Raw genomic sequence first — 22,955 nt, 5'->3', positions numbered from 1 at the left:
GGTGATTGAGGTTATTAATGTGAGACTTACCTCAAGTTCCCAGTGAATTAATGTGGAAATCCACAATAGCGCGAACAACCAATTATGTCGAAAATGCGTGCATTACAACCAATAGCGACGCCTCATGATTAAGCTGAACATAAAAACTCAAACTCTAACGCTTTGCATCGCTGCTCTGGGAAGCCTTTCTTTATCCGGTTTTGCACAAGCAGCACCCAATCCAATGCCAGAAGCCGCAGAAACCTGTAGCGGTTGCCACCAAGCCGACGGGAAAGGCATGCCCAACATCGCACCGATGCTTGCAGGGCTCAATGCTGATTACCTCGAACATCAGCTTGTTCTGTTCTCAAGTGGTGAGCGTCAAAGCGCTATCATGAAAGGTATGGCGGATGGTGTGTCTGATCCTGCGATTCGTCGTGAAGTAGCAGAATATTTCGCTTCACTACCTTCATACGACTTCACCGATTTAGAACAGCGCGGCTCACAAGCCGATATCGATAACCCCTATCGTAAACTTGTATTCCAAGGTGATTGGGATCGAAACATTCCAGCTTGTGCGACCTGTCATGGGCCAAGTGGTATGGGTGTCGACAAATTCCCACGCCTAGCGAGCCAGCATGCCGACTACCTTCAGACTCAGCTCAACGCTTGGAAAAACGGCACTCGTAAGGGTGATGATTTAAACATGATGGGCAATATCGCCGGCAAGTTGACCGACGATGAGATCAAAAACCTCTCTTACTACTTCGCATCTTTCCGATACTAAAGGGCTCGCATGAAAACATTACTTCTAATTACCGCAACCCTTGCCTCTGGAATCGCTTATGCCGAAGCTGAGTTGCCCGATCGCCAAACCGAACTGCCCGCCGTTGAAAAACCACAAGATAATAAATATCTGGTGCCACGCGACTTGGTAGATATTCCTGATGGAGAATTTGGCGACAAAGTAAAGCTGGGCTATTCCCTGTTTGTCGATTCACAACAGATGCGTGGTACATTCGTCGGCAACGAGCAAAACTGTGTGAATTGCCACATGCAAGCAGGCATGAAGCCTAACGCAGCCCCTCTTTGGGGTGCGTACATGGCCTACCCTGCGTATCGTTCTAAGAATGACAAGGTAAACAGCTACGCAGAACGTATCCAAGGTTGCTTTACCTACTCAATGAATGGCCTACCACCGGCTGAGGGTTCAAAAGAGATGGTCGCACTAACGGCTTATTCATACTGGCTGGCAATGGGCGGCATCTTAGACAAGAACGGCATGCAAGATACACCCGTTCCTGAGATCAGCGATGCTGACTTACAAGTCGGTGGTAAAGCAGAAAGCTTCCCTCTTCCTGAAGAGCTGTTAAGCAAATACCCAATCGATGATCGCAGTAAGTTGGCTGGGCGTGGCTACCCTAAGATTGATAACCCTGAACAAGAGCCGTCAATAGCGCGTGGTGAAAAGGTTTACCAAACCAGCTGCCAAACCTGTCATGGTCAAAATGGTGAAGGCATTAAAGGATCAGACGGCCGTTCATACTTCCCACCACTGTGGGGCGAAAACGCGTATAACTGGGGCGCGGGTATGCACCGCGTGAACACCGCTGCCTACTTTATCTATGAAAACATGCCGCTTGGAAAGAGCCAGCAACTTTCGATTCAAGATGCATGGGATGTGGCTGCATTTGTGAATAGTCATGAACGCCCACAAGATCCTCGATACAAGGGTGATGTTGCCGGAAATACTAAGCGTTACCACAACCACCAAGGTTACTATGGCAAAGAAGTTGATGGTCATGTACTAGGTACCAAAGCTTATCCGAGTGGTAAAGAAGTGATTCAGGAGCATTAATAGGTATTAGTGAATATGAGCCGTTCACACCAGCTATAGCTAAGCTTTACATTGTAAATCAGTTATAGCAGGAACAATAAAAAAGGAGCCAGATCGTTCGACGATCAGGCTCCTTTTTTATGTTTGAACGATTAGAAATCCAGCTAACCTTGCTGCATCTTTTCCCAAATCGTCGGAGAGCCGATATAGTCTTGAACCGTGGTAATGAACTCTTTGACCAGTTTGGTCTGTTTACGGTGCGGATACACAGCGTAGATTGCAGTATCAATCGTCGAAATCGGGTAATCAGGAAGTAAAGTGACTAAGCCGAGCTCTTTCATTGAGGCATACAGGTTTGATTGATCAAGGAAGCCATATCCTAAGCCATCTTTCACACAAGAGACCATGGTGCGAACATCACTCACCTTATAGTTGCCACGAATCGTCAGGCTTTGAAAAGTGTCGCCATGCGGCTCTTCACTGATACGCAGATGATCAACCGTCATATCTCCATTGGTATAAATCACAGCAGGTAGCGCGAGCAAATCTTGTGGCGTTTTCGGTTCACCGTGCTCCTTCACAAAATCGTTCGATGCGACCAACATGAAGTTACTGTCGGCAATCTTCTTCGCAATCAAATTCGATTCAACCAGCTTACTGAAGCGAAACGCGATATCAAACTGTCCTGCAATGATGTTGGCGATCTTATCGTCTAGTGAGAGTACAATCTGAACATCCGGGTACTTTCTCATGAACTGAGTGATGATAGGTTGCAAATATTGCTGCCCAAAATAGATCGGTGAAGTAATTCGCAGCACGCCTTTGGGTTCAGACTGGTATGAATCTGCAATGCCTTGAATCTGATTAATGGTGTCTTTCAGCACATAGGTTTGTGCGAGAATATCTTCTCCCGCCGACGTCAAAGAAAACGATCGTGTAGAGCGGTTCAGCAGCTGAACACCTAAATCTTGCTCAAGCTTTTTGATCTGTTTAGAGAGTGATGAGTTGTCCATGTCATGTAAGGTTGCCGCTTTGGTAAACGACCCTTGTTGAACCACATCTAAGAACAATAACAACTGATTGGTATTTGGCACTGCGCCTCTCCTGAAATAAAACTCGACTAGCGCTCGTCTTTAGGTGTATCCATCACAACCATAGTCGTAATCGATTGCACCTGAGCACATTCCCCAAGCACATCGGCATGAAATTTCTTATAGCCCGGTAGGTCTTTGGTTTCTACCCTTAGTAAGTACTCGTTGGCTCCAGTAATGTTGTGGCACTCCACCACCTCTTTTTCCATACTGACGTGCTGTTCAAACTCCAGCTGAGCCGCTTTGCTGTGGCTTGATAAACCAATCGAAACATAAGCAATAAAACCGACCCCCATCAGCCCATTATCCAGAACCGCACGGTAACCTTGAATGATGCCTTTACGCTCAAGATCCTGGACGCGTCTTAAGGTCGCAGAAGCCGACAAGCCAATCCGTTCTGAAAGCTCAATGTTGGAGATTCTGCCGTCCAATTTAAGCTCTTGCAATATCCTTTCGTCAAATCTATCCATAAGTACTTATTATTGTGCATTTAGTGATAATAGAGGAAATAAAAGCACATAATTGCCTCACTTTCCACCTACTATGTTTCTCAACACGTGAAAGTCATGACCGGTCAGTCACTTCGTTCATTTTTTTGCTGGAGAACCATAATGCCTTTAGAACAACTTAGCGCACTTGCCTTGTTTGCGTTCGTCTCGACCTTCACGCCAGGTCCAAATAACATCATGCTCATGACTTCTGGTGCGAATGTTGGCTTTGCGCGTACCATTCCGCACATGCTCGGCATAGCTCTAGGGTTCGCAGCCATGTTGCTGTTAGTTGGCTTCGGTTTAATGGGCATTTTCAACGCTTATCCGGTTACTCACCAAATCTTGAAATACCTAAGCCTTGCTTACCTCGTGTACCTAGCGATTAAGATAGCATTGAGCGGCAAAGCCAAAAGCACCGAGGCTTATAAGCCAATGACCTTCATCGGCGCGGCAAGTTTTCAGTGGGTGAACCCTAAAGGATGGTCGATGGCGCTGACGGCGATTTCAGTCTATAGCAGCGGCAGTTCATGGTGGGAGCTTGCAATCATCGCAGGTATCTTCACGCTAGCCAACTTACCGTCAGTGACATTCTGGACAGCTGCAGGCAAGCAACTGCAACACTGGTTAACCACACCCGTTCGCATCAAAAGCTTTAACTACGGTATGGCGGGCTTGCTTCTAGCCTCAACGATTCCGATGTTGTAACCAGATAGCTTCCCTATGATGGTTAGTAAGTGATTACTAGCCATCAATTTACAAGTATCCAATAACCTCGCTAAGCCAGCGCCCAAATGTCGCCTGACCGCTCGGTGTTAACGTCCACACAAACGTCGCAACATTCATTGCCACTGTCAGCCAATAGATAGATCTGAACGGCTGCTTCTGCGTTTTATGACGCAGCTTATCTTGAGCAATCAACGCCCCTAGCCAGCCACCAACAACAGAAAAGATGTGCAAGGTTTTCTCTGGCACACGCCAATTACCATTGATCGCTGCTCGCTTGTCTTTTGCGTACACAAAAAACGTCACCACACCGATAACCAAATACCACACCAACAGCGCTTTAGAACTTTCTGTAAACAACACAGATACCGCCACCAGAACCAAATAGGTGATAACGATTTGAATAGATGAAGACAACATGACTCCTTTTGGGCAACAGCTCACATACTGTAGCAATTACGCCCTGTAGATTTTGATAAGGATGAGTAAGGCACATTGTAATTCGGTTAGCCTGCAAAGAATAAACAAGCCCTTTCATCCCTACATAACATGATGGAAGTTAAAGGAATTATAAATATGTACAACCAAAAGTACGCCATCTACCAAGTTTTTACGCGTTTATTTGGCAATAAAAACACCCAACATGTTCCATGGGGCACAATCGAGCAAAATGGCGTCGGTAAGTTCAGTGATTTTACCGACAAAGCGCTGTCTGAAATCCGCAAACTCGGTATGACTCATATTTGGTATACCGGAGTGCCACATCACGCCATCATCAATGATTACAAACACATCGGGATTTCAGACGATCACCCAAGCGTGGTAAAGGCCGAGCAGGATCACCTTATGCGGTAAAAGATTACTACTCAGTCAATCCAGACCTCGCTGAGAATCCTGATCGCCGTTTGGAAGAGTTCGAGGCACTAATCAAAAGAAGTCACGACAATGGTTTAAAAGTGATTATCGATATCGTACCGAATCACGTTGCGCGTCATTATAAAGGTTTAAACAACCCAGAAGGTGTCAGTGACTTCGGCGCTCAAGATGACACAACGCTGGAATACCACAAAGACAATAACTTTTACTACATTCCCAACAGCACCTTTGAATTGCCAGACATAGAGCCCGTCTTTACGCCGCTAGGTGGTGAACAGCACCCTAGCCTAAGCTCCCCTTTTATAGAGACGCCCGCCAAATGGACGGGCAATGGATCACGCTTAGCTAAACCTAATTTCGACGATTGGTATGAAACCGTGAAGATCAATTACGGTGTGCGCCCTGACGGTTCAAAAGATTTCCCTGAGCTCCCCAAAAACTATGCCCAACGCGATTACCGAGAGCATCACCAATTCTGGGAATCGGTCGCTGTGCCTAGCTCTTGGGTTAAGTTCCGAGACATCGCCTTATTCTGGTTAGACAAAGGCGTTGATGGATTCCGCTACGACATGGCTGAAATGGTGCCTGTTGAGTTTTGGAGCTACCTAAACTCATCAATAAAGATGAAAAACCAAGATGCCTTTCTGATGGCAGAAGTGTATCAGCCGGACTTGTACCGCGACTATATTCACTTAGGCAAAATGGACTACCTCTATGACAAGGTAGATCTGTACGATGGTCTCAAAGCCATCATGCAAGGCAAGGCTTCAACGGCAATCATCCCTGAAATCCAACATCAAATGATGGATATTGAACATCACATGCTGCATTTCTTGGACAATCACGATGAGCAACGCATCGCTTCTCCCGAGTTCGTTGGCAATCCACATGTCGCGAAGCCTGCGATGCTAGTCAGCGCGTTATTGAGTAGTTCTCCAACCATGATCTACTTTGGGCAAGAAGTCGGAGAACTCGGTGCAGAGAATGCAGGCTTTGGACAGCCCTCACGAACTTCCATATTTGACTACATTGGCGTCCCACAACACCAAAAGTGGATGAATAATGGTGCGTTCGATGGTGAGTTACTAACCAATAAAGAAAAGCAACTGCGTCACTTCTATCAAAAGGTAATGAACTTTTCGCTAGAGCACTCGTCGATGACAGGTGATTACCAAGACTTACACCAGTGCAGTAACTTGAGTGATTCAGTCTACGCATTTCTGCGCTATGACCACCAAGAGCTAACCATTGTTGCTGCTAATTTCAGCCAACATACCACCGAAAGTATTCACTTAGAGATTTCACATGACGTCATTCAAAAACTCAAATTAGTTGATGGTCATTACATACTCAATGAACATATTGAAGGCATAGCGCAACAAGTGCTCGACATTGAGAACAGTGTTGGCAGTTTTAATATTGAATTGAAACCGCTGGCGTCTTTGGCTTGGGTGTTATCCTTAAATGGATAATATATCTATCAATGTTAATAATCGAACAACTCCCCTTCAATTAATTGATAGATAACTTAATTCCAAAATTAAATTAACACTCTCTCAATTCGATATATTACTCACATTTATAAGGATGAGCTCTCATCCTTATTAACTACGCCTAGCTTCTACGCCCTACATTATTGATATTAAACAAATGAGCCATTGATCCAATTAATTTAACAATAACCAAATACAAAGCGTGATATTGACACTAGGTTTCCTATATTTACGAATTAAAAATAACTTTATACATTGCCATCACAAATAGTTGACCTTGGTTAAAGCTAGGATATTTATCTTCAATAAAAAGTGAAATATGGATATCAAAACGTGAACAACATAAATATTAATAAAATTATCTCTCTACGAAATACCTTCAATGTGCCCAAAAAGAGAAGCTTCAAGCGCTCTACTTTAGCCAAGGCTTTGTTGCGTAATTAAATTTAGAGATAGAGCCAACCCGTTTCGCTTGTTTCTTAGTCAATACGACAAGTTTCAGGCATACCTAACCCAGTAAGCTTGTTCAACGCTTTTATCATCGCGTAAGTTTCACCCACCTGGGCATTGTAATTTCTTAAGCTCAGTTTCCCTCCTAGCAACTGTTTAACTCGATACATCGCTGTTTCTGAGAGTGAACGTTTGTGGTATCCATACCGCTCTTTCCAATACTTATTTGAGTCGTATAATTTCTGGCAACCCACGGCGAAATTTCGAGGGTGACCACGCTCCCAGAAGGCAGCCCCTTCTCTTGGGGGAATAAGCGCAATAGCTCCCTTAATCTTAATAGCAGCGTGACACGCTCTCGTGTCGTAAGCGCCATCACCAGACACCTCAAGGATACTTCGGCGTGTTTGTTTCAGTAAGTTCGGGAGTACTTCTCCATCTGTAACCGTCGATAAACTTAGCTCGGCGGCAATGATCTCATGAGTGTTGGTATCGACTGCAATATGCAGCTTTCGCCAGACTCTACGCTTGCCATCCGTCCCATGTTTTTTGACTTTCCATTCACCTTCGCCATAAACCTTAAGGCCAGTAGCATCAATGGCTAGGTGCTGTATCGCTCCTCTCGTTTTAGTCTTAAATGAAACCTCAACTTGCTTGGCTCTACGACTGATGCAGGTGTAATGCGGACAACTTAACGGTACATGGGCTAACCTAAATATCGAGTCGATAAATCCTTGCAGCGCTCTCAATGGCATAGAAAAAACTCGTTTGACCATGAGTGCTGTCGTGATAGCTAAATCACTGAACCGACGCGGCCTACCGCGCTTATTCTGTTTGCTTTGCGCCCATCCGCTTATTGCTTCTTCATCAATCCAAAAAGTCAGAGAACCACGGTTAATGAGTGATCGGTTGTATTGCTTCCAGTTGGTTGTTTTATAACGAGGCTTAGGCATAGGACTACGAGATAGAGTGGAGGTAGCTGATCAGATCGTAGGTTCTTGATTTAGTTCCATTGAATTACGCAACAAAGCCTTTAGCCAAAGCAATTTTACCGCTATTCACCGCTACTTTGATCGCAGGTTGTGGCAGTGATAGCGACAATGACATCGACGCAGGCAATGATGGCTTATACAAAGCAGGCGAAAACGAAGTTGTTGTTTATTACAAACGTGATGTTGCAGCCGCAAGCACTTCAGGCTCTACTTACGACGGTTGGGGACTTCACCTGTGGAATGGCGAAGGCTGTACTAGCACAGACTTAGTCGGTATGGGATTGAGTGAAACCGGAACCGATTGGAACAGCCCTTACGAATACGATGGTATCAGCGATACTTATGGTGCTTACTATGTGTTGAAAGTCGATCCTGATGCTTCTGACCCACATAAATGCATGAACTTCATCTTACATAATGGCGACGAAAAAGCGTTTGGCAGTGCCAATTCTAAAATCGAGCTAACTAAGCTTGGTGATTCACAAGGTGTATTCGGGTTCCATGGCAGCAGCGAGTTATATTACGACCCAATTTCAGAGCGCCCAGTCAATATTGATGGTCAAAAAGCACATTGGTTAGATGCGACCACCATTGCTTGGGAAGCCGCTAGCAATGCCGACTCTGTGAAACTGTTCTACGCACTCGATAACAGCATCACGATGAACGACGACAAAGAGATTGTCGGTGGCACTGCAATTGAACTGAGCAAAGACGGAGAGCTTTCTACTGAATTGAAAGAGCGTTTCCGCCACCTTGCAAGCTTACCTGCCTTGGCTATTGACGTTGACGACAGCACACTTCGCGCTATCTTAAAATCTCAGATAATTTTTGTTGCCTACAATACTAATGGCGATGTTATCTCTTCAACTGAGGTTCAAAAGCCTGGTGTACTTGATGCGGTATTTGCTAGCGAAGGTGCTGGTAATGCGATGAGTGAAGAACTAGGCGCGCTTGTTGAAGGCAGTGCAGCGACCTTCAAGCTTTGGGCACCAACCGCGCAAGATGTAGAACTCGTGCTTTACAGCGAAGATCTTCAAAGTTCACAAGTGATCCCAATGACGGAAAACACTGAGACGGGTATTTGGGCCACTGACGCGGTGTCTAATGCAGTCAACAGTTACTATCGTTACCAAGTGAAGGTCTACCATCCAACCACAGGCAACATCGAAACTCGCCTTGTAACGGACCCTTACTCACTCAGTTTATCGAAAAACTCTGCATATTCTCAAGTGATTGACCTGAATGATTCAACCTTGAAACCAGCGAACTGGGACAACTACCAACGACCAACCGTAGAGAAAGACGAAGACCATGTACTTTACGAATCTCACCTACGTGATTTTAGTTTCAGCGATAAGCTAGGCACAGCTAACCTAAATGGAAAATACCTCGCTCTCACAGAAGCAGATCGTGAGTCGGTCAAACACCTACAGGCACTGCAAGAAGCAGGTTTAACTACGCTGCATATCTTACCAGCATTTGATATCGCTACCGTTGATGAAGATGCCGCGAGCCGTGTTGATATCACCGACACCGTAGGCAAACTGTGTGATGTAAAACCGACTGCTGCCTTATGTGGAAGCGAAGACGAAAACAAAGTCATCGAAGATGTACTCGATGGTTATGACCCTTCAACGGGTGACGCACAAGCATTAATGAATGACCTTCGTATGCTTGATAGCTTCAACTGGGGCTACGACCCATTCCATTACACGGTGCCAGAGGGAAGTTACGCGACCGATCCTAATGGTTCACAGCGTATTCTCGAATTCCGTCAGATGGTGAAAGCCACGCACGACATGGATCTCAAGCTGATCATGGACGTGGTATACAACCACACCAACGCGTCTGGTGTGAACGATAAGTCGGTACTGGATAAGATTGTCCCTGGGTACTATCACCGTCTTAACGTCAACACTGGTGGCGTCGAAAACTCGACTTGTTGTGACAACACTGCGACCGAAAACCTGATGATGGGTAAATTGATGGTCGACTCACTTAAGGTGTGGGCTGACGACTATAAAGTGGACGGCTTCCGTTTTGACTTAATGGGCCACCAGCCGAAAGGCGTAATGGTAGAAGCATTGGAAGAAGTGCGCCAAATCGACCCGAACACTCTGTTCTACGGTGAAGGTTGGGACTTTGGCGAAGTAGCGGATAACGCACGCTTCGATCAAGCGAACCAAATCAACATGGCAGGTACAGAAATCGGTACCTTCTCAGACCGCTTGCGTGATGCCGTTCGTGGTGGTAGCCCGTTCGACGGTGGCGTCGATTCAGAAGGCAACCACCCACTTCGCTTTAACCAAGGCTTTGGTAACGCAGCGATTGCCAATGAAGAAACTAAAGTTGATCAAGATTCAATCAACGGTCGCTTGCACAACCAAGACCTTGTTCGTTTGGGTATGGCAGGTAACCTCGCAGAATACGTGCTGATCGATTACAAAGGCGATACCAAACTGGGTAAAAACGTTGATTACAACGGCGCGCCAGCTGGTTACACCAAGATGCCTTCAGAGAACATCTCTTACGTGTCGAAACATGATAACCAAACGCTTTGGGATAACAACGCATACAAAATCGCCACAGGTACTAGCTCTGCAGAGCGTGCTCGCATGCAGTCTGTATCGCTTTCTACCGTGATGTTAGGCCAAGGCATACCATTCATCCATATGGGGTCTGAACTGCTGCGTTCTAAATCAATGCAGCGCGACTCTTACGATTCTGGTGACTGGTATAACCGCGTCATGTTTGACGGTACTGACAACAACTGGAATGTTGGCTTACCACGTGAAGACAAAGATGGTGCCAACTGGGATCTGATCAAAACTATCATTGCTGACAGCGCGGCTAAACCAGACGCAGACGACATTGAGTTAACTAAGCAGCAATTCCTAGAGCTATTAAAGATCCGTAGCTCAAGCGAACTGTTCCGCTTAGATACAGCTGACGAAGTTATGAAGCGTGTCGACTTCCGTAACGTTGGCGAAGATCAAGTCGAAGGCCTGATTGTCATGTCGATCGATGATGGTGTGTCTGCGGGCGACGATCTTGACCCTGCAAATGATGCGATTGTGGCAGTTGTAAACTCAACCAATGAATCTCAATCGTTCAAAATCACGGGAGCAACAGGCTTTACACTTCACACCGTTCAACAAAGCTCTGAAGATGACATTGTAAAAGGTGCAAGCTTCGCCGCTGAAACCTTCACAGTCCCTGCACTAACCACAGCTGTATTTGTACAAGCTCAAGGTGATGCACAGGGTGCTGGCCTTCCGGTTGATAATTCAGACAAGGATGTATCGAGCATTCCGCCATACGGCCAAACAACCGTTTACGTTCGTGGTGACATGAATGGATGGGGCGCAACGGATGATTGGGCAATGAGCTTTGTCGCTAATGGTGTTTATTCTGTAACAGGCAACTTGGAAGCCGGCGATTATGGCTTCAAGTTCGCAGATGCAGATTGGAAAACACCTAACTTTGGTTGTGATTCAGTCGAACTTGCTGATGGGTCAATCGACCTAGGTACTGATGGTAACTGCCAATTAAGCGTAACAGAAACTGGCAGCTACACATTTACCTTAAATGCGATTCACGAGTTGGATGACGATGTAGATAGTCCAGTTGTTTCAGTAACCAAGAATTAAACATAAAGCTTAGATTCTAATAAAGATAATAAAACCATCGAAAGCTAGCCTTTGGGAGACGTCAGTCTCCCTTTTTTTATCCTCAATAGACTCCAATCCCAATGCAACACACCATTGCTTTGTTTCTCATCGATAAATACTCATTGTTAAGTGACAGATGAGCCTTCTTAGTCCTTAGTAGAAAGGATAACAACCTCAAGTGAACTGTTAGTTTAATCGAGAGGAGATATCATGAATATAATTTAGGAGCAGTTAATGGAGTAGCAGGTAATCTATAGGATTCATATCTAGTTACTCGAGAACAGTAAGAGAGGGGAGCGTATTTATGTCAAAACCTAGTCATTCAAAGCTATAAATAGAGCCGGCAACTTCCACTTATATTAGTTCTTTATAATTATACGTAAGTCAGTGGTCACTTTAATTTCAATAATTAGGTGAATATATACTTGTTCATTTATCTCAAACAATAAAAAAGGCTCCCTACTAGGAGCCCTTCTCTTTATATCAATCAGTATTTACGAACTAATCGACTACTTTTTATTGACGGCTTTTACAAAGACTTCTTGTGCGCCTTCAATACCCAATGCTTTTGCTTCGTCTAATAAGCTAAGTGCTTTGGGAATATTGTCTGAGTCTACTGCTGCTTGAATGGCATTATGATAGTAAGTTTGTGTTTCTGGTTGAATTACTTCTATTGTTAGCTTCTTGCTTTCAATAACAGGAATTTCAGGAGCTGATGCAGATTTTGAAGGTTTCGTTAACCCACTAAAGAAACCTTCACGTTTTATGGCTTTGTTGCGTAATTCAATGGAACTAAATCAAGAACCTACGATCTGATCAGCTACCTCCACTCTATCTCGTAGTCCTATGCCTAAGCCTCGTTATAAAACAACCAACTGGAAGCAATACAACCGATCACTCATTAACCGTGGTTCTCTGACTTTTTGGATTGATGAAGAAGCAATAAGCGGATGGGCGCAAAGCAAACAGAATAAGCGCGGTAGGCCGCGTCGGTTCAGTGATTTAGCTATCACGACAGCACTCATGGTCAAACGAGTTTTTTCTATGCCATTGAGAGCGCTGCAAGGATTTATCGACTCGATATTTAGGTTAGCCCATGTACCGTTAAGTTGTCCGCATTACACCTGCATCAGTCGTAGAGCCAAGCAAGTTGAGGTTTCATTTAAGACTAAAACGAGAGGAGCGATACAGCACCTAGCCATTGATGCTACTGGCCTTAAGGTTTATGGCGAAGGTGAATGGAAAGTCAAAAAACATGGGACGGATGGCAAGCGTAGAGTCTGGCGAAAGCTGCATATTGCAGTCGATACCAACACTCATGAGATCATTGCCGCCGAGCTAAGTTTATCGACGGTTACAGATGGAGAAGTACTCCCGAACTTACTGAAACAAACACGCCGAAGTATCCTTGAGGTGTCTGGTGATGGCGCTTACGACACGAGAGCGTGTCACGCTGCTATTAAGATTAAGGGAGCTATTGCGCTTATTCCCCCAAGAGAAGGGGCTGCCTTCTGGGAGCGTGGTCACCCTCGAAATTTCGCCGTGGGTTGCCAGAAATTATACGACTCAAATAAGTATTGGAAAGAGCGGTATGGATACCACAAACGTTCACTCTCAGAAACAGCGATGTATCGAGTTAAACAGTTGCTAGGAGGGAAACTGAGCTTAAGAAATTACAATGCCCAGGTGGGTGAAACTTACGCGATGATAAAAGCGTTGAACAAGCTTACTGGGTTAGGTATGCCTGAAACTTGTCGTATTGACTAAGAAACAAGCGAAACGGGTTGGCTCTATCTCTAAATTTAATTACGCAACAAAGCCCCGTTTTATAGCAACTCTAACTTCACCAATGTCAACATGCTTCGCTTCAGGATCATCAATAGCAGGGACAACATTTCGCTTGGCAATAGCCATTGCTTTGGCCGGGTGCAATAGCTGGGTAGTTTGTGTTAAATCTTGTTTAGTAGTGTAAACAACACCATAAATACGAGTGGTACTCATCGGTAGATTCAATTCAACTTCACCAAATAAAACATCACCCTTTATAAAGTCATTTTTATCATAATCAAAAAAGGATGAGTCGTAATTTCGCAATAATTTAAAATTTTGATCATAAATGGCTAAATTTGGAGAAAATACTTCTAAGCGTTTAACCATGCCCGAAAGTTCTATTATGACCTGAGGCTCAGAAACATCAAAAGAAAAACCAGCCACTGGTCCCATTATGTCTGTGCTATTTAAAATCTGAGAATCTTCAGAAAAGTGAATAGAAAAGCTTGATGGAACGCCAACTTGATTCCAACTAATTTGCTCCACCGTAGAGATACTTGCTTGTTCCGAGCTCGAAGAAGAAAAATCTTGGTGGCTCGCACAACCAAATAAAACGGTCGCCCCCATTAGAATCGATACTATTTTTTTCATTCACTTATCCCTTGTAATACAGTAGCCAGCTTGTAAGCTGGCTACTGTTTTTTATTAATGACTAAATGCTAGATTACCACCAAGCTTCAACTTGTGCACCGAACATTAAGTCATTGTTATCAACAGCTTTGTCGCCACTGTAACTAGATGCAAATACTCGAATTGCAGGTCGAGCCCAGAAATTTGAACCGGCTTGCCATTGTTGAGCAATTGTAACTTTCGTTAAGTCTTCTTTATCAGCCCAAGGGTATTCATCTTGGTGATAGCCAAGCTCTAGAATAGTGCTCATTGTTTCAGACCATTTGTAGCCCGGACGAAGAACAACACTCATAGCTTTGCCATCACTGTTGCCATTGCCGTCATCCAACAACTGAGCATAAACGAACGAGTAACCAAGATTCCATTTTTCAGCTTCGATTACACCCCAATCGATTAGACGTAAAGACTCTCGTCCTTCCTGACCTAATTCCATGTTGTACGAATCACCTGCGTGGTTACCTACGAAACCAGCCCAAGCATAACCTTCAGTTGCATACTGAATAACAGCTTTGTTAAAGCCCATGCTATGGCCTTGAGTGTGTTCAGCTGTAAGGAAAAAGCCTGCTTTATCTAGACCATAATCACCTGCATTACCAATACCGCCGTCAATTGCATCACTTTGTACATCTGTATGAGAAGGGTCTGCAGCCATTAAAATGAACTCCATACTACCCTTGTCATTTGTTTCAATACCTGTCAAGCGAAGGTCGATTGAATTAGCAGTTGAGTAAACTTGTGTACCCTCAAGTGGCTGTCTTTCATCTTCAGGTGTCGATGGATCATCTGCAGTTAGTAATGGAGCCTTCCATTTATGCTGAACAACTGCAGCATGAAGCTTCGCAAAGCCCAAATCAATGTTTTCAACACCGGCACCAGCACCAGAGTTATTTACGTAGTACATATCCATAATATGAACATCTTTACGTCCGTAATAACGTTCACCAGCCCAAATGCTCATGCCGTTTGCCATAGTGTAGTCAGCCCAAGCTTCACGGAACGAAGCTCTCTCACCAGACCATGGGTCATCAGGATCTGTACCGATACTTTGGAACGAATTACCACGTCCATCTAAGCCACCATTCTCATACGTGCCAAATGCCATTAGAGTATGGATATTGAATGCATCGCCATCTGAACTTTCCCAAATCTTGTTTACGCCTAGAGAAAGTTCAGCATAGTTATCACACTCATCGCCTAAACGACCAACTGCATGCCCAAATGTAGTAGGGCCACCATTACCATAACAATATTGCGAGCCACCATCAGCATTCATACCGAAGCCTGCGCGCATATACCCATGAAAATCAACTTCGGCAGCGAAAGCTGAACCAGCCATCAATGTCGAAGCCACTGCTGCAGCAATCAAACTTACTTTTTTCATTCTTAACTCCATTAAGGACGATTTATTTTAGATTTTTATCTTTTTGCTCTCTTGCGACAACCAAAGGCAGTTATGGTGGACGTAAGATAGAGAGGTTTAGGGTTTCCCCTGATTCGTTTCAACGGAGCCAATATTAAGAGGGGATGACAAGTTTGACTTCCTCCGCCCTGAACTAAATTAAGGGGGATGAGAAGGGAGTAGAAATTATACAGAACGGTGTTTACAGGAGTTAGATCACTTAATCTAGGAGGAGTAGACAGCACACAGATCTAATTATTCACCTTAAGTGAGATCTAGTTCAAATATATAATTTGAACCTAATCGGTAAATTATTTTTTTAACAATAATTATTCTGTGAAGTTGCTTGACCTTACTGTGACAAAGCTTTTTACTTATAGTTCACTGATGTCGATAAACGAACAAGAAATCAAGCAATGACTAGAACGCTCGCTCGCCCTTATCCACTAGGCGCAACGCTAGGTAACACTGGCTGCAACTTTTCAATTTATTCTCCTGACTGTAAATCACTCTCCCTCGCTCTTTTTGACGAGAATGACGAATTCACCACTTATAAATTGGAAAATGAATACGCTGATATCAGATATGTCTTTATTGATGGTATTAAAGCGGGACAAAAATACGGCTTCATTGCAGAAACAGACAATGGCCCTATCCTACTTTCAGACCCGTACGCGAAAGCAATAAGCGAACCGCTCGATTACGTCACGCCCTATAGCAATGAGAAGAGCTTTGCGATGGCGAAGTGTGTCGTTGTCGATGACACCTTCGATTGGCAAGACGTGGAAAAGCCGCGAATTAGCCGTGAAGAGACCGTTCTTTTTGAAACCCATGTAAAAGGCTTATCTCAACTTCATCCAGAAGTAGAGACCAACACTAAAGGCCGTTACTTGGGATTAGTCAGCCCTGAAATGCTTACGTTCTACAAGCAACAAAATATCAACTCTCTACAGCTTCTACCCGTTGCTGCGTGCATGCATGAGCCTCATCTCTTGGACATGGATAAAGTGAACTATTGGGGTTACAACCCATACTTGTTCATGGTGCCAGACCCACGCTACGCAGAAAAAGACGCTGTTAATGAACTCAAAACCGCCATTCGTGAACTTCACCGCAATGGCATCGAAGTTATTCTAGACGTGGTGTACAACCACACGGCGGAAGGTGGCGAAGGTGGTACAACCTTCAACCTCAAAGCGCTAGATAGCCGCTACTACATTAAACATGGCTGTCATTACGCGAACTTTACGGGTTGTGGTAACACCGTTGATCTCACCCACCAGCCAGCACTTAACTTAGTGATGGATACGCTTCGCTATTGGGTAAGTGAGTTCCAAGTCGACGGCTTCCGCTTTGACCTAGCAGCAACGCTAGGACGCGAGGGTGATAACTACAACCCTGAGGCTGCATTCTTTAAAGCTGTGGCTCAAGACCCTGTACTTAAAGAAACCAAGCTCATTGCAGAACCTTGGGACATCGGTCCGAATGGCTACCAAGTGGGTAATTTCCCGCTAGGCTGGAATGAGTGTAACGACAAACTACGAGACATTACTCGTAGCTTCTGGCGTGGTGATCAAGGCTACCTAAAAGAGTTTGCAACCCGTTTGATGGGGTCACGCGATATCTACAGTGCAGCGCATTGGCCGTACAAATTAACCGTCAACTACATCACTTATCACGATGGCTTCACCATGCAGGATCTTGTTTCTTACAAGCATAAGCACAACGAAGAAAATGGTGAGAACAACCGCGATGGACACGGTGACAACCGTTCTGAAAACTACGGTGTTGAAGGTGAAACCGAAAACCTGTTAGTTATCGCGACACGTGAAAAGCAGAAACGAAACTTCATGGCGAGCCTGCTGTTTGCTTTTGGTATTCCTCATATTTTGACGGCCGATGTGTTATCTCATACTCAAAAAGGTAACAATAACGCTTACTGCCAAGATGGCGTGACCAGCTGGCTTAACTGGGAAGATTCAGAGCGAAAGACTTACTTCAAGACTTGGTTATCTGAAATGATCTCTGCTCGTCAGCAATACATGGTGCCTTTTATTAAGGCATTCAGTGGCGAAAAGCGTAACTCGAACCGCATCTTCTGGAGCCGTGTCGATGGCACACTTATGGAACACGATGATTGGAACCGCTTAAGCTCAGTAGCTTTGCATTTAGGTATTGGTAAAAATGGCGACGAGTTGATTTATCTGATCAACCAAACCAATGCGCCAGCACGTTTCTCGTTACCGAATGATCGTGAACAAAACTGGGTAACCATCTGTGATACCAACTCGCGAAACGTCAAACCAGGTCATGCAGAAGGTGAAATGTTGTTGTCGCCAACTTCGATGGCAATTTTGCACTACTCGCCAGATAAGGCTGATTTGATTAAAGCAAAAGCTAAGTCAGCTTAATAAAACACCGAAAACCATAGAAGCCAGTTATATTTATAGCTGGCTTTTTTGTTAGCTGAATATCACAAAACTCATTTATCCATATGGAATCATTTGCATTGATGTGGTTAATGAAACTGTTTAGTATTGCCGTACTATAAAAATGAATCTATAACGTCTTTGGATATCATGGCTTTACCTAAAACATTAATTCGGCTTTTTAAACCATACATTATTTTATTAACTGGAGGGATGCTCTATCTTGCTGTGGCTCAGCTTGAAAAAGTAGAAACAGCAGCAACAGAACAATCATCATCAAACATTCGTATCGCAAGCTCTACCATTCGTTCCAACATCGAAGCCACATTCGGCAAACTCTATTTTTTAGAAACCAGTCTAGGCTTACCTAAAGCGGCACCAATCGGTGACAAAAAATTCAGAGAATTGAGTGATAATATTCTAAAAAGAACGCCAAACTTCTCCGATATCGTTCGATACCAACCACAATCCCAACAATATATATCAAGTCGTGGATTACCTCTTTCCCATGAACAAATCGACGCCATAAAATGGAACTCAATAGACAGTGTTGTTGAAGATTTCTACATCTCTTCGATTTACCAAAAAGCAGATGGTCGTTGGGTATTCGCAGTTAAACACACGGCGGAAAAATTGAATGAAGAAATATGGATTGAGTTTGACCTTCTACACACCACTCAAGGATTAAGAGACTTAAAAACGCTTAATCATGGCTATGTGTTTGTGGTTGACCGAGCAACAGAACGACTGGTCTTCCACCCAGATCCAAAACGTATCGGAACTAAATCAGTCAGCTATCACGCAGGTATCAGCCATCAACTCTCACAAGGTGAAACCGTTGGTAAGCACGAATACTACTATCAAGATAACTTCAAAATATCGGTGTTTGACGCTGACAACAGCTTGAACTGGGTATTCATCGCAGGCACCGATCGCCACGACATCTTAACCAGCTCACACCAATTTACGCTAACTGGCTTGGTACTTGGTTCACTGCTTCTATTGTGGATTGGCGCAAACTATTTGGCTTATCGTTTGAACGTGTCCTTGTCACAGCTGAATAAAGTCGATGACCTTGTAAGCTTTAAGCGAGAGTTAAAATCCATACTGGATAGCTTTACCTACCAAAAAGGCATTCAATTCTGTCTCTATCAGCCTGAGAACCACTCATTCAGTACCATCGACTATCACGGAAACAAGTCAACGGTACATTGTGACAAAGCCCTTGCAGAGCGATTTACACCGGACACCATGGCTTACCGAAGTGGCAAGTACGCCGATCCACTGGCGTGTAAACTCAAAATACACCAACGTCATTACTGTATTCCTTTGCACTCTCGTAAGCAGTTGATCGCAGTGTTGTACGTAAACGCAAACTTACCGATCAGCCAGAGTATTCTGCGAATGATCCGTGATTACACTGAGGTCTCTTTGTCTAACTTACTGCTTCAACATCAATTAAGTAGCAAAGACCTGATGACGCAGTTAGACAATAAGAGCAGTTTCAGTATCGCCATCGAAAACTACGTGAGCGAGCCCGATACCTATGTCGCACTGCTTGATATCGATAACTTCGACCACGTAAACCGTGCCTACGGTGAAGCAGTCGGTGACAAGATGATCAAGCTGACTGCAGAATCGATACGCTATTACTTCCCTAAACCAAAAGGCCTTTGCTTGGCGCGTGTTGGAGGAAAGGAGTTCGCCGTATTGTTCAAAGCCAATGATGTAAAAGATGCAAAATTCCAGCTAGACCAGTGCAGAGTCGGAATCGCGGAGAAAACCATCGTCACTCCAGATATCACCTTATCACTAGGGGTTAGCGTGGGATACTCGCAAATAGAAGGCGAAACAGACTCAGCTTTAGCGCTGGCGGAACAGGCAAAGCTTATAGCGCAACAGCTTGGTAAGAACCGAGTGGAAGGCCATATCAGAGCCGTTGCCAAAGCATCGTAAACCTATACCTACATTTCTGTAGCCACTACAAAGCACCTAGGATTCACACCCTAGGTGCTTTTGTTTTTCTAGAAAGTCATTACAATGCGCCTTCGATAATACAACATCCCTTTTCTAACGACACGAACCTTATGAAGCTAAGTAACCGACTGCAAACTCTCCACTCCCTTGTCAGCAATGACTACCAACATATTTGGGACTGTTGCTGTGATCATGGCTTTTTGGGTGTTCAACTGTTGTCGGATAATAAAGCGCCTCAGATTCACTTTGTCGATATTGTCCCGTCTTTGATGAGTGAGCTTGAAGGAAAGCTAGCGCGCTACTTTCCACAAAGTACTAAAGCCGAACAAACGGTTACCAGCCAATGGCAAGTCTACTGCATGGATGTCGCAGCTATCCCGCTTGAGAAACATACTGGCAAACACCTGGTGATTATTGCAGGCGTCGGTGGCGATCTTACTCAAAAGCTCGTCGATGATATTCATCGTAAACACCCAGACAAAGCGATCGATTTCTTGCTTTGTCCGGTGCATCAGCAATTCGAGTTGAGAAGCCATTTAAAGGCGCTCAATTTTGGTCTTATTGATGAAATGTTGATTGAAGAGAACCGTCGTTATTACGAGATTTTATTGGTGAGCAATAACCAAGGCGAGGCAGAAAAGAGCCAAACCATTAGCGAGATATCAAACGTCGGTGACAAGATCTGGACACCAAGCTGTGATGAACAAGTGAAGGTATCACAGCAATACAAAGCCAAAACATTGCAGCACTACGTGCGCATTCATCAAGGACAAGAGAAGCAAGGCAAACTGAGCCAAGTGAAACACATCATCGAGGCTTATCAAGCAATTTAACTTTGTATTCTCTTTGAGTGTCTTCGCTTTAAAGAGTTAAAAACATAGTAAGTACTAACTTCACGGTTCAAAGCCGATAAAACCAATTCAATAAAAAAGCCGACAGTTCAATGAACTATCGGCTTTTTTGATGCTATCTGTTTGGTTTGATCTTACTGCTCTTGCTTCTTATTAATCGTATCAAGCCCATCAATCGTTTCAGCCTCACGAAGCGTTTCAACCCCATAAACCGTATCAAGATAGGCGTCTTTCTCTTTCCACGTGTTATTCAACCAACTGTGGAAACGGCGCTTAAACGCTTTATCTTCAAAGTAATTACCGTTTACGTTCTCGTCCATCGGATGCAGTTTAATACGCACCACGACCTTGGTCATTTTGCCTTTTAGCATGTCTTCAAACGGAGAAGTCTGGTTTTCTGGATAAGCCAGAGTGACATCAACAATGCCATCTAAGATTGGTCCCATTGCCGATAATGCAAATGCTACACCACCAGTTTTAGGCTTCAATAGGTGTCGGTAAGGTGTTTTCGCGGTCGCCAGTTTCTCGTGATTGGCACGCGTCCCTTCAACGAAGTTAACCAAGGTTGTCGGCGCTAGCTTGAACTTAGTACACGCTTTGTTGATTGCATCGAAGTCATCATTACGACGCTCGGGATTACGCAGCAAAAACTCACGCGAGTGACGTCTCATGAAGGGCATATCTAGCCCCCAACATGCCAACCCAACAAAAGGGACATACAGCAGTTCATGCTTAAGGAAGAACTTAGTCATCGGCATCTTGTCTTTCAAGATAGAAGACAAAATCACGATATCCGCCCAACTCAGATGATTCGACATCATCAAATACCACTGTTTGGTCGAGATATCTTCCCCGCCTTCCACTTGCCACTCGATGTCATTGTTCACGTTCAACATCCAAAGGTTGAGCGAAGCCCAGCACCAAAATGTGAAGTTAGCTAAACGAGTACACGACTTCTGTACAACAGAGATTGGCAGAATCAATTTGATGAGGCCAAAGAAGCTCACGGTAAACGCAGTCATTGCGGTATTGATGGTCACGAACAATACGTTCAAGGCCATACGAAGATTATCAAGCATAAAACACGGCTATATTGAGATCGAAAGCCGCCATTATACTCATCTGCAAAATATTCTCTTTAGTAATTGGTTGAATACCCTAGGGGTCAAACCACTGTACTAATTTTGCTTGTATCCAAAGACCAGTTCATCGTTCTTAATCAACAAAATCAACATCAAAAAACACCAACAGAGTCATTTAGACACAAATTTAAATAAGTCCATTTGACACAAATGCAAATTATTTTCACCATAAAGTTAGTATTGATAAGCATTCTCATTATTGGCATGGTACATGCAACTCCAAAATGTAAATAGTTGAGTATCCTTAATGAGATAACTTCTCTACGTAAAGGTGATGATATGACAGATATTCCTCATGGTTTGGTAACCGGTAAAGTCTTAAACAAGACGGAATGGACAGATCAACTGTTCTCACTTCAAGTCAGTGCTCCTGTCTCTCCCTATCAGGCGGGGCAATTCACGAAACTTGGCTTGCTTAACAGTGAGGATGAGTTCGTAAGACGCGCCTATTCGATGGTGAACGCGCCAGAGCACGAACAAGGTCATCAACATCTGGAGTTTTTGATTATTAAGGATCAGAACGGTCAGCTTTCACCTCAACTTCATGAGTTGAAGGTGGGCGATGACATCTTTGTCGGCAAAGACCCAAGTGGCTTTATGACCTTAGATGAGATCCCAGAGATCGCCGACGATCTATGGATGCTTTCGACCGGAACCGCTGTTGGGCCTTTTATCTCAATGCTCGAAAGCATGCAGATACAGCAGCAAAACGGCTCTGAATCTGAAAAAGTCGCCTCGTTCAAAAAACTTGTACTGGTTCATGCCGTAAGAACAGAACAAGACCTGACTTATCGAGACCGTATCGCTCAACTCGTTCATCACTTCCAAGGGAAACTACAATATGTGCCAATTATTTCTAGAGAATCAGTCACCGGAACTTTGCGCGGACGAATCCCAAGCTTGTTACTTGGAGGCGACCTTGAGCAAACCACGTCTGTCGCTTTCAATCAAACCCGCAGTTTTTTCTACCTTTGCGGCAATCCGCAAATGGTTCGTGACACAAGTGAAGCACTAACCAGCTTAGGTTTCGAAAAGCACTTACGCAGAAAACCCGGTCAATTCAGCAGTGAGAACTACTGGTAAATAACAACTGCCAC

At 44.2% G+C, this 22,955-nt stretch carries 16 protein-coding genes and 2 pseudogenes; 10 read left to right on the top strand and 8 right to left on the bottom strand.

The window, feature by feature from the left end; translation table 11 throughout:
- Positions 1-124 precede the first annotated feature (124 nt).
- On the top strand, positions 125-766 hold the full coding sequence (locus tag OCV20_RS25255; RefSeq protein ID WP_086773618.1) for a c-type cytochrome: 642 nt from the start codon (positions 125-127) through the stop codon (positions 764-766).
- Between the two features lie 9 nt (positions 767-775).
- Entirely contained in the window at positions 776-1,837 is a 1,062-nt protein-coding gene (locus OCV20_RS25250) for a c-type cytochrome (RefSeq protein ID WP_086773619.1), read from the top strand.
- Between the two features lie 143 nt (positions 1,838-1,980).
- On the opposite strand, the gene OCV20_RS25245 is transcribed toward OCV20_RS25250, so the two are convergent.
- Positions 1,981-2,910 (bottom strand): LysR family transcriptional regulator, encoded by a 930-nt coding sequence (locus tag OCV20_RS25245; RefSeq protein WP_059017577.1) that lies wholly within the window; start codon positions 2,908-2,910, stop codon positions 1,981-1,983.
- Between the two features lie 26 nt (positions 2,911-2,936).
- On the bottom strand, positions 2,937-3,377 hold the full coding sequence (locus tag OCV20_RS25240; RefSeq protein ID WP_009845852.1) for an Lrp/AsnC family transcriptional regulator: 441 nt from the start codon (positions 3,375-3,377) through the stop codon (positions 2,937-2,939).
- 141 nt (positions 3,378-3,518) lie between these two features.
- Here OCV20_RS25240 and OCV20_RS25235 point away from each other — a divergent pair, with 141 nt between their 5' ends.
- On the top strand, positions 3,519-4,103 hold the full coding sequence (locus tag OCV20_RS25235) for a LysE family translocator (protein WP_017058847.1): 585 nt from the start codon (positions 3,519-3,521) through the stop codon (positions 4,101-4,103).
- 48 nt (positions 4,104-4,151) lie between these two features.
- Here OCV20_RS25235 and OCV20_RS25230 read toward each other — a convergent pair whose 3' ends face one another.
- The gene (locus OCV20_RS25230) at positions 4,152-4,541 is read right to left on the bottom strand and encodes a DUF1294 domain-containing protein (RefSeq protein ID WP_086773620.1); all 390 of its coding nucleotides are present in this window, start codon (positions 4,539-4,541) and stop codon (positions 4,152-4,154) included.
- Positions 4,542-4,697: 156 nt separating this feature from the next.
- On the opposite strand from OCV20_RS25230, the pseudogene OCV20_RS25225 reads away from it, so the two are divergent.
- A pseudogene (locus OCV20_RS25225) lies at positions 4,698-6,469 on the top strand (alpha-amylase family protein).
- A gap of 500 nt (positions 6,470-6,969) precedes the next feature.
- Here the strand turns inward: OCV20_RS25225 and OCV20_RS25220 are convergent.
- Positions 6,970-7,890 carry an IS5 family transposase gene (locus tag OCV20_RS25220; RefSeq protein ID WP_086773621.1) on the bottom strand — a complete coding sequence of 307 codons (921 nt, stop codon included), beginning with the start codon at positions 7,888-7,890 and terminating at the stop codon, positions 6,970-6,972.
- A gap of 59 nt (positions 7,891-7,949) precedes the next feature.
- On the opposite strand from OCV20_RS25220, the gene pulA reads away from it, so the two are divergent.
- Positions 7,950-11,579, top strand: a complete 3,630-nt coding sequence (gene pulA / locus OCV20_RS25215; RefSeq protein WP_086773622.1) for a pullulanase-type alpha-1,6-glucosidase — start codon at positions 7,950-7,952, stop codon at positions 11,577-11,579.
- Between the two features lie 530 nt (positions 11,580-12,109).
- Here the strand turns inward: pulA and OCV20_RS25210 are convergent.
- A pseudogene (locus OCV20_RS25210) lies at positions 12,110-12,274 on the bottom strand (MalM family protein); the annotation flags it as partial.
- Positions 12,275-12,446: 172 nt separating this feature from the next.
- Between OCV20_RS25210 and OCV20_RS25205 the strand changes: the two are divergent.
- Positions 12,447-13,367: an IS5 family transposase gene (locus tag OCV20_RS25205; protein WP_086773621.1), complete on the top strand. Its 921-nt coding sequence runs from the start codon at positions 12,447-12,449 to the stop codon at positions 13,365-13,367.
- A gap of 39 nt (positions 13,368-13,406) precedes the next feature.
- On the opposite strand, the gene OCV20_RS25200 is transcribed toward OCV20_RS25205, so the two are convergent.
- Complete coding sequence (locus tag OCV20_RS25200) at positions 13,407-14,021, bottom strand: MalM family protein (RefSeq protein WP_238382723.1); 615 nt, start codon at positions 14,019-14,021, stop codon at positions 13,407-13,409.
- 73 nt (positions 14,022-14,094) lie between these two features.
- Positions 14,095-15,441 carry a carbohydrate porin gene (locus OCV20_RS25195; RefSeq protein WP_081229325.1) on the bottom strand — a complete coding sequence of 449 codons (1,347 nt, stop codon included), beginning with the start codon at positions 15,439-15,441 and terminating at the stop codon, positions 14,095-14,097.
- A 434-nt stretch (positions 15,442-15,875) separates the two neighbouring features.
- Here OCV20_RS25195 and glgX point away from each other — a divergent pair, with 434 nt between their 5' ends.
- The 3 genes from glgX to OCV20_RS25180 all read left to right on the top strand — a co-directional run bounded on the left by glgX (position 15,876) and on the right by OCV20_RS25180 (position 20,698).
- Complete coding sequence (gene glgX, locus OCV20_RS25190; RefSeq protein WP_086774006.1) at positions 15,876-17,870, top strand: glycogen debranching protein GlgX; 1,995 nt, start codon at positions 15,876-15,878, stop codon at positions 17,868-17,870.
- Between the two features lie 231 nt (positions 17,871-18,101).
- Positions 18,102-19,844 (top strand): sensor domain-containing diguanylate cyclase, encoded by a 1,743-nt coding sequence (locus OCV20_RS25185; RefSeq protein ID WP_086774007.1) that lies wholly within the window; start codon positions 18,102-18,104, stop codon positions 19,842-19,844.
- Between the two features lie 131 nt (positions 19,845-19,975).
- Complete coding sequence (locus OCV20_RS25180; protein WP_052879194.1) at positions 19,976-20,698, top strand: tRNA (adenine(22)-N(1))-methyltransferase; 723 nt, start codon at positions 19,976-19,978, stop codon at positions 20,696-20,698.
- Between the two features lie 152 nt (positions 20,699-20,850).
- Here OCV20_RS25180 and OCV20_RS25175 read toward each other — a convergent pair whose 3' ends face one another.
- A complete protein-coding gene (locus OCV20_RS25175) occupies positions 20,851-21,795 on the bottom strand; it encodes an acyltransferase (protein ID WP_050651011.1) in 945 nt (314 codons plus the stop codon).
- Positions 21,796-22,137: 342 nt separating this feature from the next.
- Here OCV20_RS25175 and OCV20_RS25170 point away from each other — a divergent pair, with 342 nt between their 5' ends.
- Positions 22,138-22,941, top strand: coding sequence for a ferredoxin--NADP reductase (locus tag OCV20_RS25170; protein WP_086774008.1), 804 nt, complete (start codon positions 22,138-22,140; stop codon positions 22,939-22,941).
- Positions 22,942-22,955 lie beyond the last annotated feature (14 nt).

Origin of the sequence: Vibrio coralliirubri, from assembly GCF_024347375.1 — a bacterium.
GTDB lineage: Bacteria > Pseudomonadota > Gammaproteobacteria > Enterobacterales > Vibrionaceae > Vibrio > Vibrio coralliirubri.
The sequence above is the reverse complement of the archived record's forward strand: the minus strand, read 5'-3'. Positions and strand labels throughout refer to the sequence as shown.